The sequence below is a fragment of the Winogradskyella sp. genome, assembly GCF_028289625.1.
GTDB lineage: Bacteria > Bacteroidota > Bacteroidia > Flavobacteriales > Flavobacteriaceae > Winogradskyella.
In genome coordinates this window covers 1-12419 of the sequence record NZ_JANQOM010000065.1, presented here as the reverse complement: position 1 = coordinate 12419, position 12419 = coordinate 1, and the positions used below count along the sequence as shown (strand labels likewise).

Below are 12419 nucleotides of genomic sequence, written 5' to 3'. Positions count from 1 at the left end.
GGAGCTTCCATTATATATGTTAGGAATCGAAGAGCAACAAAAGAAATCCACAACTATTTAGAAGCAAAAGGGTTTTCCGCAGCCTTTTATCATGGCGGTATTACCAACAAAGAAAAGCAAGAACGCCTGCAACAATGGAGCAATGATCAAAAGCAGATTATGGTCGCTACTACAGCTTTTGGAATGGGAATTGACAAAGCCAATGTTAAAACAGTAATTCATTTCAACTTACCGGAAAGCCTAGAAAGTTACTATCAAGAAGCAGGCCGTGCAGGTAGAGATGGTGAATTGGCCCATGCCATTATCTTGAAGCAACATATCGACGAAGACCATTTGCGCAATCAGTTTTTAAATACATTACCCGCAATAAAATTTATTAAGAAGGTCTATAAAAAGCTCAACAACTATTTTCAAATTGCCTATGGAGAAGGAGAAAACAGTACGCATCAATTCGATTTTAAGTCCTTTTGCACAACTTATGAGTTAAATCCGAACATTACCTACAACGCCTTAATTTTATTAGATCGGAATTCGGTTATATCGCTAACACAGCACTTTAATTTTAGAACTAAAATTCAGTTTCTAATTACAAGTGATGGGCTATTCCAATACTTAGAAAAACATATGGGCCTAAACACCTTGATAAAGGTTTTACTGAGAACCTATGGTGGTATTTTTGATTATGAAACTAAGGTAAACCTAAACTTGATATTACAAAAATCCGATCTTTCTGAAAAGCAGGCTATTTCGCAACTACACCAACTTGAAAAGGACGGCATCATCAGTTTACAAATAGCCAACACCGATTCTGAAATTACATTTTTAAAACCTCGCGAAGATGACACAACGATAAATCCCATTGCCAAAATCATTAAACTACAGCATCAATTAAAGCATCATCAAGTTGAAGCAGTTATGGATTATATAAAAAATGACACTGTTTGCAAAAGTCAACAACTACTGCGTTATTTTGGTGAAAAGACTGGTAAACCATGTGGATTATGTTCGGTTTGCCTATCAAAAAATTCTAACTCAAAAGATAAAAACATAAATATTTCTGATAGTATTCTTAAAGCATTACAAACCGAAGATTTATCTTCGCGCCAGTTATTACAAACTCTAAATTGTACTGAACAACAATTAATTCGGAGTCTTACGGAGCTTATTGAAATCAATAAAATTAGAATAACACACACAAACACATACACCATTATATGACCGAAAAACGTGATTTACGCATAGTTTTTATGGGCACACCAGATTTTGCAGTTGCCAGTTTAAAAGCACTAATCAATCACCATTATAATATAGTTGGAGTTATTACCGCCCCAGATCGTAAGGCTGGACGTGGTCAAAAATTGAGAGCTTCAGCCGTAAAAGAATTTGCTTTAAAACATCAATTAAACATTTTACAGCCTAGAAATTTAAAGGCAGAAGCTTTCATTGAGGAGTTAAAAGCTTTGAATGCTAACCTTCAGATTATCGTTGCTTTTAGAATGTTGCCTAAAATTGTATGGCAAATGCCAGAATACGGCACTTTTAACCTTCATGCGTCTTTATTGCCACAATACAGAGGTGCTGCTCCTATCCATTGGGCTATTATAAATGGAGAAACCAAAACAGGAGTAACCACGTTTTTTATAGATGAGAAAATTGACACAGGTGCTATTATTTTAAGTGAAGAAACTAGTATAGGAAGCAATACCACTGTCGGAGAGCTTCATAATACATTAATGGATATAGGAAGTAAACTTGTTATAAAAACGGTTCAATTAATTGAAATAGGTGAAGTTTCAACGACTATTCAGCCAAAGGCTGAAAACTTAAAGACCGCTTACAAGCTCAATCGGGATAATTGTAAAATTGATTGGACAGAAGAATTAGACACCATTTACAATAAAATACGTGGATTAAACCCATTTCCGACTGCTTGGTGCTATCTAAATAATGGGGAAAACGAACTTCTTACCGTAAAAATTTATGGTACAGAAAAACAAATTGCCAAGCACAACCAAGACGCTGGACGTATTATTTCCACCAAGAACACTATACAGGTTTCATGTTCAGGGGGTTATATAAAAATAAATGAAATCCAACTCCCAGGGAAGCGAAAAATGGATGCAAAGTCACTTTTAAATGGATTTGAATTTTCTGAAAATGCTAAACTTCTGTAAACCCCTATTACCATTGACATTGTAAAAAATCCGACAAAGTGCATTCCTTTATTAACAAATGTCATTACTTATCAACAAAATCGCCTATTTCCCTTGCTATTACTTGCGTAGCTAGATATTCCTCATAAATTTGTGTACGGATTTTTAAAAATCATTTTTAAAAACCTAATTTTTAACAATTTAAATTTAACATTTATGAACAAAACAGATTTAATCAATGGTATGGCAGAGAATGCTGGAATTACTAAAGCAGCTGCAAAAAAAGCACTAGATTCTATGTTAATTGACATTGAAGGAGCATTACAAAAAGGAAATAGAGTTTCTTTAGTAGGTTTTGGTTCTTGGTCAGTTTCTAGAAGAGCTGCAAGAGACGGAAGAAACCCTCAGACTGGTAAAACTATCAAGATTAAAGCTAAAAATGTAGTGAAATTTAAGGCAGGTTCTGACTTAAGTAACGCTGTAAACTAAGACATTTTTTCTTAATAATACAGAGCCTGCTAATTAAGCAGGCTTTTTTTGCTCTAACTTTTAGGGAGTTAAAGTTGTTTAAGTGGCAAAAATATCCTAGATTTAGTTGACGATAAATTATGTAATCGTATGATTAAGCCCGAAAAAGGTAATTTACTAATTGCAGAACCATCAATCATCGGAGATATTTCCTTTAATCGCGCAGTGATTCTTTTGGCCGATCATAATGCTCTGGGTTCCGTTGGGTTTATTCTAAATAAACCTTTGGATTATAATCTTAAAGACCTTATAGAGGGTACAGAGTCTGAATTTACAGTATACAACGGAGGACCCGTTGAACAAGACAATCTATACTTTATACACAAATCCCCAGATTTGATTCCTAATAGTATAGAGATTTCCAACGGTATTTTTTGGGGCGGGGATTTTAATGTAGTACTCGATCTTATAAACACTAAAAAAATATCCAAGGACGATATTAGATTCTTTTTAGGCTATTCGGGTTGGGCTGAGCAACAACTCGACAATGAATTGGAATCTAATGCGTGGCTAGTTTCTGAAAACATATACAACAATGGTATTATAGCCAAGTCTTGCAATACCTTTTGGCGGGAAAAAATGCTAGAGTTGGGTGGTGAGTATAGTATCTGGTCTAACGCACCTGAAAATCCTAGTTACAATTAAGACATCAGCCTCAATTGTGTATTGAGTCGACCCACAACTTTTTGAGCAAAATCCCTTCCATATTCCTTTTTGCGATATTTAGTAATAGGTAGTATACCTTTTATGACATTGGTAATAAAAAGTTCATCTGCTTTTTGAAGCTCAAAAGGGCTTATTGATGCCTCCTCTACGAATAGATTAACGTCCTGGGATAAAATTTTTAAAACCTGTTTTCGCATAACTCCCCTTAGACAACCATCTTCTAAAGGAGGGGTTTTAATCGTGTCCCCTTTAACTAAAAATAAATTACCATTGAGTGCCTCAATGACTGATTTATTGGTGTTTAATATTAGGCAATTGTCATAATTGTTTTCCTTAGCATATATACTACCCAGGACTGGGATAGCTTTATTATTAGACTTTAAGCCTGATAGTATTCCTGGTGAAACAAAAAAATCTTTATAAAGGTCAATAACATAATCGCGGTTTCTATCAATATTATAAAATGGGCTCTCTAGAGCTTCGGCAATAATATTAAATGTTACCTGTGCATCATCATTTGGTAAGTACTTACCGCCTTCTCCTCTATCTACATTTAATCGTACTCTCGCAGAAGCATTTATTAGATGATTAGCTTCAACGGTTTTTAGTAGTTCTGTTTCAAGAAACTCCATAGTAAAGTGCATGGGAATATCCATACGCATTATGCGCATAGAAGCCATTAATCTGAAGTAGTGATCTTCCCAAAAAAAGATCTTTCCGTTGACGACTTTAAGGGTTTCAAAAAGGGCATCACCATATTTATAACCTCTATTTTCAGGTGTTATATTCGAACTAATTTCGTCTATAAGGTTTCCATTAAAATTTACCATAAAAAAAAGTCTCGATTTAGTTTTAAAATAAACCGAGACAAAGATATAATAGTTGAGTTAGTTATAGATTAACGGGAGCCTAAAACTTGTTTAAGACTTGATATTTGATTATCCCAAAGCATCTTACCTTCTTCAATTTCATCTTCTTCTGCAAAATCCGTAATCATTAAGGAAACGTCTTTGGTGATTTCATCAACTTGAATTCGAATTTCAAAATAGTAGCTTGCACCATCTTCTTCATCACTTAGCCAACGGAATTTAACCCGCTCTCCACTTTTCTTGGTCAACAATTTTGCCTGTTCTTCTGAGCCATCCCATATAAAAGTAAATAGTTCGCCTCTAGAATTAACGTTGTCGGCAAACCACTCAGATAAGCCAGAAGGTGTTGATATATATTGGTAAATAAGCGAAGGGGATGCTTGGATCACAAACTCCATTTCATATTTTTCTTTATCGTCCATATAAGCATTGAATTATTTGCTCAATATATACAATTATGATACAATTCAAAACTTTAGACTGAAATTATTTTTTTAGAATGTTATGTTTGTTGTCGTAGAATTTGTTTTTATATTTGCAGCCGCAATAATGGCGAGGTAGCTCAGTTGGTTAGAGCGTCGGATTCATAACCCGGAGGTCTCGAGTTCAAATCTCGATCTCGCTACAGCAGTAAAGGCTTGATGGCATCATCAAGCTTTTTTTGTGGACAGTTCTGAAGCTTGCTTTAAAGTGCATGGAAAACAAAAAAATGTAATACGATAGCATTAATGCTTTTACTATTGTACAGCTTCCCCATAAAGATTCTATAAATCTTGATGTTGCTGAAAAATGCAAATCACCCAAAACTCCTTAACAACACGCTGGCCTGTAAATAATACTTTCCAGTTCTATAATTTTTCTGTTTCTTAAAACTTAGATTGATGATTTCCCCAAATTTAGTCTGTTGTTCTAATCGGTAAATAAGTTCTATGATAGCATTATAGTTACCTTCTAAAGTAAACTGATAAGTACTTACCGTTAAGTTATTTTTTTCTATTTTATGCGGTTGAACAAAATCAACAACTTTTAACTGGTTAGATGAAGCAAAGGTATTGATGGCACCTAGCATACTATTTTGCATGGAACTTTCACCTAATCTATATGCTGTTAGCAATGAGTCGTAATATCGCTGTTTTTGTTTTAGTGCGGACAATTGCAATGGCATATTATCAAAAACCAAAGCATCTTGCTGTAAAGTCTTATACTCACGCTTTAGCTGAAATGTGTTTGCTATGGCATATTTGTAAGCTATAATAACAACTAGAATGAAACCTGTTACCAATACAATATTTTTAGTTTTTTGTGTCATCATTAATTTGAAGTTTAAGAGTGAATTTTGAAGATGCTTTATTAATATCTTCAAAACTTACAATATTGACAGAACTGATCCATGGGATGGTTTCTAGTTGAGATATCCATTGCGAGAATAAAACACGTGCCTTGGTATGACCAGATATAACAATAGTATTTTTATGGTTTTCAATAGACTTGCCATCTTTTATTTTTTTAGTCAAAGGTTGGTAATTGAATTCTTCCAATAAAATGGATTCAGGTAGATGATTAATAATAACATGGGCATAAAATGAACTTTTAGAAGAACTACCTGTTAAAACATCATTCACCATCTTTTCGGATTTCTGAACTTTTTCATTCAGATTAATCATTTTAACTTTTGACGCCTCTAAAACCTGTGCAGTTTCCTTTAGGGAATTTACCTCCTTATAATAATGATTAAAGAATAAAAAGTTGATTAAGAGCACTAAAAACAGGACACTCAAACCCATCTTCAAAAATTGATTTGTAAACAGTTTTTGATTAAACTCAATATTCAACGCATTCTTTTTATCTAAAAAACTAGACTGAAAAGCTTGGTCTTTAATCATTAAGTTCAATGCTGCTGCAAAACTTAGTAGTTCAGTATTTTTAATGGTTAGACCATTAATATCATACTTTAGACCATTTTTTAAGTCATCCGTTATAATATTGGTGATCTTATTTTCCTCTAAGCTTATAAATGCATTGGATGACTTTATGGTTTTCAATTTAATAAATTGAAGGATTGTTGAGCACAAGATGTTACCGAGGGAGAAATCAATGATAGTAATGCCATTTAATGCATATTTCTCCAATAAATCGTTAACATGGGATTTTCTGCAAATAGATACAACTTGATAGGTCTCTTGTTGTATGACTTCATAATAAAAGTCCTCGATTTTAATATTCGGAAATGCTTTATAAGTTAACTTTTCCATATCCTTGCTTTTGTCTTCAATAAGCTTAGTTAAAACGGCCTTGGTATTAATCACCAAGTGGATAGGTTTCCCTTTTGGAATAGAGGTCTTTAAATCTTCAAAACTTGGTATTTCAAAACTTTTTTCAATATCCAATTGTTTATTTTTCTTTTTTAGAACTAATCCATAAAAGATTTCTTTGCCATGTGTATGTGTGTGCTCCACACCGCAAAAGCGATTGCCAAATTTTAAGTATGAAATAAGTTTATCCTTCATTAGTAGATTACTGTAGGTTTTATAAATACGGTAAGCTTTGACTTTCTGCCTTCTCTAACGCGTTTGCTAAAAAGCCATTTAATCAATGGTATTCTAGCTAAGAACGGGACACCAGAGCCTGAATTATTAGAAAAATTCTCCTCTAATCCACCAAGTACAGCAATATCTTGGTCTTTCATTCTTACGACGGAGGAAAAATTACGAGAACTAACATCTGGTGGTGCGTCATCTTCAATACGTTGGCCAAAACTCGATTGTATAACATTTATATTTAAGAGCACCTCTTTATCGCCTGTAACATAAGGTTTAATATCCAAGCCCAATTTAGCATCTATAGGAAAGTAATTTCGTATTTCAGAAGTTTGCGGATTGTCGGTTCCAATGATGTTTCGCTGCACAACTGCATAATAAGAGGTTTGCCCATTAGAAAACGAAGCTCTATGCCCATTTAATGTCGCGAGTTTTGGTGTTGATTTGATTTTTAGGTCTCCGTTAGTCTCCATGGCCTTTACCGTAGCAAAAAAGTTGGGGACAACTCTTCCAAAATTAAAAACGGACGTACTGCTAAACCCTCCAATAATTCTATTGATGGTTTCTGCGCCTACATTAAGATCAGTTGTGGGAAATAATGACCCTTGGGTGGTTGTTGGTTCATTTCCTATACCCCAACTCACTCCGGCCTCTACAGTACTCGATACTTGAGCTTCTACAATCATAACCTCAATCAGAATAACAGGAATGGCTTTGTCTATACTTTGAATAAATTTTTTGAAGAATTCAATTTTAGCACCTGTTCCAGTAACATAAATGCTGTTAAGCTCTACATCGATTTTACATTCTAAACCCTCTTTAACTTCTTCTGGTATGAGGTCTAAAATATCACCTGCATTTTCATCAGTTGGGGAAATATTAGAATTCGTTGAAAAATTCCTGTTTTGAGGTCTATTGATAGCAGTATTGAGATTATTATTGTTAAATCCAAAATTAAGTTGGTTTCTAAATCCCTGCTCAGCAACTTGATAGTTATCTACTATAGTATTACCGCTCATCATCATTTGTGGATCGGACATGATGTTAACCGAACGATGTTTTAACTTAATAATTTCGACCTTTCTAACGCTTAATTGTTTTTCTGTACCAAAAAAATAAATCCCGTCTTCTTTTTTAAATGTATAACGGTCTGTAGGTGCTGAAGATAAGTTATTACGATTGGGTGAATTTGTAGTTGTATTATTTACCAAACTTATGGTCTGAGGTTCAAAAAGTTTGATGAGTAAATTATCGAAACTAATTGACTTAGCTTTTAAAGTGGTATTACCAGCACCATCCAAAGGAGAAGCCATAAACATATTCACATCCAAAGCTTCACCAATAGACTCTATTATATGTCGAACAGGGGCATTTTTAAAGTCCATTTCTAATAACTGTAATGTAGAATCTATAATTTTAAAATTTAAGTTTGGACTTATCCGATCACTTAGCCTATTAGTTTTGTCGTTCTCATTAGCAGTAAAGACTTTATCAAATACATAAAAATTATCTTTTGTTTTTGTAAGGCTAATATTATTCGTCAAGGCCATTTTATCCATAGCGGTATCAAAATCCGAAGGTTGAATATAAGCTGTTAGTTGTAAGTCTTCCATACCAGGAGCATAAAGCAGGTTCTTGGCGCTTTTGTCCATAATTTCTTTAAAGACTTTATAGAGTTGGTTGTTCTTAACATCAATAGCTATAGCATTATCGGTAGGCTCATAATTTATTTTAAACGGATAAACCTCTTCTACAGGCACTTCGACATAAGGCTTTATTGAGAGAATATTCTTCGTAAATTCAATGGTTAAGCTATACTCTTTACATAGAAAAAGTAGCATGTCGGAAACGGTGACATTAGAAAAATTATTCTTTATATTAATTGTACTCAACTCAGGCGACACATTAATATTAACCTTGTGTATGTTTGAAACTGCCAAAAGAAAATTGGGTAAGGATACATCGTTCAGCGAAATATTGGCATCCAGTTGCTCTGTTAAGCCTATATTATCAGATGAAAGCCGTTGTAACTGTTCATCAATACGTTCTAACCTTTGGTCATTTTGTGAATAGCCAATTCCCACAACAAGTAATCCAAATACTATTCTTATAAATAATTTCATTCAGTTCGATCTTGTAATTAAATAATCAGTCCAATACTGTTATTCTATCAATAGCGAATACACCTCATCAACCGAAGTAACTCCGTTACGAATAAGTTCTATGGCATTTGTTTTAAGTGTAGCAATGCCTTCCACTCTCAAATAATCATCAATTTCCAAATGGTTATTCTTAATGCATTCTACCAATGCTTTGGTTATAGGTATAATCTCGTATATTGCCTTTCGTCCTTGATAACCTGTAAAATAACAGGTAGGGCAACCAACAGGTATAAATTGGGTTTTCAATGTATTCGGAATTTCAAACTGTTCAGGAAAATCTGATTTTATATTAGGCTTTTCTTTTTTACAATCAGAACATAATTTTCTCACCAATCGTTGGGCCACGCTAACGTTCAAGGTACTGGCAATTAAAAATGCGGGAATGTCCATATCGATCAAACGGGAAACCGTTGCCCAAGCTGAATTCGTATGAATAGTAGATAAAACCAAATGACCTGTGAGTGCTGCCCTAATAGCCATATTTGCAGTTTTGGCATCTCTAATCTCGCCAACCATAATCACGTCTGGATCTTGCCTTAAGAAAGTCCGTAATGTACTAGAAAAGTTCAAACCGATATTCTCTTTGAGTTGTACTTGATTGATGCCCTCTAAGGTGTACTCAATCGGATCTTCTATAGTAAGAATATTGGTTTTTTCGTCATTCAACAGTTTTAGGGTAGCATATAAAGTTGTCGTTTTTCCCGAGCCTGTTGGTCCAGAAATAAGTACAATACCATTGGGCTTTTTAATGGTTTCTAAATAGGATTTCAACTCCTCATTCGTAAATCCCAAATCACTTAATTCAATATGGTCGGCATCTTTGCTTAAGATTCTGAGGACCATTTTTTCACCGTGTAATGTGGGTAGTGATGATACTCTAATATCAAATTCCTCGAGTTCCGTTTTAATCGAAATTCGTCCATCCTGTGGTAGGCGTTTTTCAGAGATATCCAATCCAGCTTTTATTTTTAGCTTATTTATAATTACTGGATATTGATCCTGTTCAATAATAAAGTACTCTTTGAGTTTACCATCGAGACGTAGTCTCACGCGACAACGTTCCTCATAAATTTCAAAATGAATATCACTACTGCCAATGTGCTTGGCCGTAGCTAGAAGCTTTTCTAAAAAATCAGATGAATACTGAAATGCCTCAGAATGAGACTGCTCTCGTTTTCTAAAATTAGAGGCAAGGTATTGTTTAATATTATCTTCAGATTCCCTTTGCAGGACAATTGACTTCCCTAGAATAATTTCTAACTCTTGCCTGAGTTTTTCTGAAGTATCATTAGACTTAAAAGTATAACCCTCTGCATTGCCTTCAATAGGAATAATACCATATTGATAAGCCTGCTCACTACTAATGAGTTGGGTTAAATGTACTGGTATTTTAAAATCATCCTTTGTCATAATTCAAAGCACATATAAAGAATTGGTGATGCCAGACCAATACAAAATGTAAGTGACACCGAAAAATAAACTGATGTAACCTGCTAAAGGGACTGATTGTAATTTGGAATACTGCTTTACAACAAGATGAAGCACTAATGCAAATACTAACGAAAACACAAAAAGCACTATAAACGAAACAGTGGAAAACGAAAAGACAAGTCCAAAAAACAGAAGTACATCGCCTAATCCCAAGGCCTCATTAAAACGTGTTTTGAGCTTCACTTTTGTATAAACAAAGATGATTAACAGTAGTATTGCTATGAAAATAAAATTCATACTTACGGAAACATAAAACAGTTCGGGCAATGTGCTATTATAAAATAATAAGGCACTGCATAGACCCAATACGGGAAACAAAAACCAATAGACCTGGCGTTCCTTAAGGTCTTGATAAAAAATAATACCTATAGAGGCTAACAATATGATTTTTAGAATAAACATTAATCCTTAATAATTTGTTTTGGTATCCCATCTTCATTGATTTCCCAAACGTTAAATATACCGTCTCCATCAAAATCCGTAATTGCTGTAGCTCTAGCTACAAAGGTGGTATTACCGGCACTCAAAATCTCATAGATATAATTGCTTGTACCATTTTCCTTCACGGTTTTGGGTGCTTCAAAATCGAGCTCATACAAATCCATACTGTATTTGGAATAGAGGTAACGATGAGAAGTTTGGTTATTGTAGATATATTTTAACTGCATTTGTGCCTCAATACTTTTAGCCTTTACAACAAGCGGCATAAGATTGGGTAATGCAATCAGCATAAACACACCTATGATTAGCAATACTATTAATACTTCCTGTAAACTAAAACCCTTTGTTTTTCTATTTAATTTATATAACATCTTCTTCTTTTTTTAAATAAATCCACATTCCTCCGCTTTTAAAATCAGACTTCTGTCATCACCTTCCCCAACTCCAAAAACCTCCTTTAAGTTTCGTTTCCTTATTTCTATGGCACTTTTGGAAAGTGGAAGAACGTCGGAGAGATGCCTCATTTTTGCACCTTTAGAAAGCTGGTATAGCAATTGCCTGTCAATTCGATCTAACGTAAAGTCATTAGTAATATGACGGCGCATCAATTGTAAAATCAACTTACTGTAATAGGGACAATCATCAATAACCGATTTTAGGGCATTTATCAATTTTTCAAAATCCACATCACTTTTAATGAGGAAACCTTCAGGATTGAGGTTTCTAAGAATATTATTAAGTCTGTAATTATTATTGTGAGAAGTCAGGGCAATGATTTTTGTATTGGGGAAAAACTTACGAATTTCAACCCCCAAATCCTCACCAGATATATACTTGCCATCGGATGATGGTAATAAATTAATATCCAAAAGAACTAAGTCTAGAGGTTCCGAATGAATTGCCCGATTTATTTCATTAGCAGCCGCATCACAATTTGCAACAACCTTTATCTTAAAATCCAATAAACCGTTGTTTTCCCCTATCTGCTTTAAAGCAGCTTTTATCGGATCCACCATTAATGGCTCGTCTTCAATGATAAGTGTATTCAAAAATCTATCCATAAGAAATAGGGTCGAACTCCTAAGGGAAGAGCTCAATAAAGTTCAACGCTAATCTACAAGGTCAGCAAGAATTAACATTGTGGTTTTTGCTTAGTTTTTCTGTGCAAAAACCACAGTTTTTTCCTAAAGGGGAGTAATAAATTTACATACCATTTCATTTACAATTGTTAACTAAATGTTAATGATGTATTGTATTTGCTTATGAGAATTATAAAAATCACAAATACCATTATTTATGAAAACACACATCACTAAAACGCTAGGCCTTTTGACATTCTTATCTACAGTTTCGGTCTTGGCGCAGGAGTTGCCGGAGATCGTTCCGCCGTCACCAACGGTGGCGAACTTGATGCAGTTCGAGGAAGTGCCCGTTAGCTATTACACAGGGCAGCCCAATATTTCTGTACCGTTGTACAACAAGCAGTTGGGCAGCGACCTGTCGATGGGCATCGGGCTTCAGTACAATACCCAGGGCATAAAAATCGATAATAGGTCCGGCTGGGTAGGCACG

At 34.5% G+C, this 12419-nt stretch carries 14 protein-coding genes and 1 tRNA gene; 6 read left to right on the top strand and 9 right to left on the bottom strand.

All coding sequences use genetic code 11. The annotated features are described in order from the left end of the window. The 4 genes from Q0992_RS13335 to Q0992_RS13320 all read left to right on the top strand — a co-directional run. On the top strand, positions 1 to 1218 hold a 1218-nt coding region (locus tag Q0992_RS13335), incomplete at its 5' end, for a C-terminal helicase domain-containing protein (RefSeq protein WP_299525271.1). Beyond that, positions 1215 to 2174, top strand: coding sequence for a methionyl-tRNA formyltransferase (gene fmt, locus Q0992_RS13330; RefSeq protein ID WP_299525268.1), 960 nt, complete (start codon positions 1215 to 1217; stop codon positions 2172 to 2174). The genes Q0992_RS13335 and fmt, both read left to right, overlap by 4 nt. A 195-nt stretch (positions 2175 to 2369) precedes the next feature. Then, entirely contained in the window at positions 2370 to 2642 is a 273-nt protein-coding gene (locus tag Q0992_RS13325) for an HU family DNA-binding protein (RefSeq protein WP_076620986.1), read from the top strand. Between the two features lie 129 nt (positions 2643 to 2771). Then, positions 2772 to 3326: a YqgE/AlgH family protein gene (locus tag Q0992_RS13320; protein WP_299525266.1), complete on the top strand. Its 555-nt coding sequence runs from the start codon at positions 2772 to 2774 to the stop codon at positions 3324 to 3326. Here the strand turns inward: Q0992_RS13320 and Q0992_RS13315 are convergent. After that, a complete protein-coding gene (locus tag Q0992_RS13315; RefSeq protein ID WP_299525263.1) occupies positions 3323 to 4177 on the bottom strand; it encodes an aminotransferase class IV in 855 nt (284 codons plus the stop codon). The genes Q0992_RS13320 and Q0992_RS13315 overlap by 4 nt on opposite strands. A gap of 68 nt (positions 4178 to 4245) precedes the next feature. Further along, positions 4246 to 4638: an START-like domain-containing protein gene (locus tag Q0992_RS13310; protein ID WP_299525260.1), complete on the bottom strand. Its 393-nt coding sequence runs from the start codon at positions 4636 to 4638 to the stop codon at positions 4246 to 4248. A 129-nt stretch (positions 4639 to 4767) separates the two neighbouring features. Here Q0992_RS13310 and Q0992_RS13305 point away from each other — a divergent pair. After that, positions 4768 to 4841, top strand: a tRNA-Met gene (locus Q0992_RS13305). Positions 4842 to 5012: 171 nt separating this feature from the next. Here Q0992_RS13305 and pilO read toward each other — a convergent pair. From pilO to Q0992_RS13270, 7 genes are read right to left on the bottom strand one after another with little or no spacing between them, the layout of a single operon-like run. Beyond that, complete coding sequence (gene pilO, locus Q0992_RS13300; protein WP_299525256.1) at positions 5013 to 5528, bottom strand: type 4a pilus biogenesis protein PilO; 516 nt, start codon at positions 5526 to 5528, stop codon at positions 5013 to 5015. Then, positions 5509 to 6723, bottom strand: coding sequence for a hypothetical protein (locus tag Q0992_RS13295; protein WP_299525253.1), 1215 nt, complete (start codon positions 6721 to 6723; stop codon positions 5509 to 5511). The genes pilO and Q0992_RS13295 overlap by 20 nt, the downstream gene beginning before the upstream one ends. Continuing rightward, positions 6723 to 8876, bottom strand: a complete 2154-nt coding sequence (locus Q0992_RS13290) for a general secretion pathway protein GspD (RefSeq protein WP_299525250.1) — start codon at positions 8874 to 8876, stop codon at positions 6723 to 6725. Before Q0992_RS13290 ends, Q0992_RS13295 begins: the two co-directional genes overlap by 1 nt. Positions 8877 to 8915: 39 nt before the next feature. Continuing rightward, positions 8916 to 10325, bottom strand: coding sequence for a GspE/PulE family protein (locus tag Q0992_RS13285; RefSeq protein WP_299525247.1), 1410 nt, complete (start codon positions 10323 to 10325; stop codon positions 8916 to 8918). Between the two features lie 3 nt (positions 10326 to 10328). Then, on the bottom strand, positions 10329 to 10808 hold the full coding sequence (locus Q0992_RS13280) for a hypothetical protein (protein ID WP_299525244.1): 480 nt from the start codon (positions 10806 to 10808) through the stop codon (positions 10329 to 10331). Next, positions 10808 to 11218 carry a type II secretion system protein gene (locus Q0992_RS13275; RefSeq protein WP_299525241.1) on the bottom strand — a complete coding sequence of 137 codons (411 nt, stop codon included), beginning with the start codon at positions 11216 to 11218 and terminating at the stop codon, positions 10808 to 10810. The genes Q0992_RS13280 and Q0992_RS13275 overlap by 1 nt, the downstream gene beginning before the upstream one ends. A gap of 12 nt (positions 11219 to 11230) precedes the next feature. Beyond that, positions 11231 to 11908, bottom strand: a complete 678-nt coding sequence (locus Q0992_RS13270; RefSeq protein ID WP_299525238.1) for a response regulator — start codon at positions 11906 to 11908, stop codon at positions 11231 to 11233. A 235-nt stretch (positions 11909 to 12143) separates the two neighbouring features. Between Q0992_RS13270 and Q0992_RS13265 the strand changes: the two genes are divergently transcribed. After that, the coding region (locus tag Q0992_RS13265; protein ID WP_299525234.1) for a hypothetical protein at positions 12144 to 12419 on the top strand (276 nt) is incomplete at its 3' end.

Coding starts and splice junctions, on each gene's coding strand:
- fmt (WP_299525268.1), top strand. CDS start 1,215: ATGACCGAAAAACGTGATTTACGCATAGTTTTTATGGGCACACCAGAT.
- Q0992_RS13325 (WP_076620986.1), top strand. CDS start 2,370: ATGAACAAAACAGATTTAATCAATGGTATGGCAGAGAATGCTGGAATT.
- Q0992_RS13320 (WP_299525266.1), top strand. CDS start 2,772: ATGATTAAGCCCGAAAAAGGTAATTTACTAATTGCAGAACCATCAATC.
- Q0992_RS13315 (WP_299525263.1), bottom strand. CDS start 4,177: ATGGTAAATTTTAATGGAAACCTTATAGACGAAATTAGTTCGAATATA.
- Q0992_RS13310 (WP_299525260.1), bottom strand. CDS start 4,638: ATGGACGATAAAGAAAAATATGAAATGGAGTTTGTGATCCAAGCATCC.
- pilO (WP_299525256.1), bottom strand. CDS start 5,528: ATGATGACACAAAAAACTAAAAATATTGTATTGGTAACAGGTTTCATT.
- Q0992_RS13295 (WP_299525253.1), bottom strand. CDS start 6,723: ATGAAGGATAAACTTATTTCATACTTAAAATTTGGCAATCGCTTTTGC.
- Q0992_RS13290 (WP_299525250.1), bottom strand. CDS start 8,876: ATGAAATTATTTATAAGAATAGTATTTGGATTACTTGTTGTGGGAATT.
- Q0992_RS13285 (WP_299525247.1), bottom strand. CDS start 10,325: ATGACAAAGGATGATTTTAAAATACCAGTACATTTAACCCAACTCATT.
- Q0992_RS13280 (WP_299525244.1), bottom strand. CDS start 10,808: ATGTTTATTCTAAAAATCATATTGTTAGCCTCTATAGGTATTATTTTT.
- Q0992_RS13275 (WP_299525241.1), bottom strand. CDS start 11,218: ATGTTATATAAATTAAATAGAAAAACAAAGGGTTTTAGTTTACAGGAA.
- Q0992_RS13270 (WP_299525238.1), bottom strand. CDS start 11,908: ATGGATAGATTTTTGAATACACTTATCATTGAAGACGAGCCATTAATG.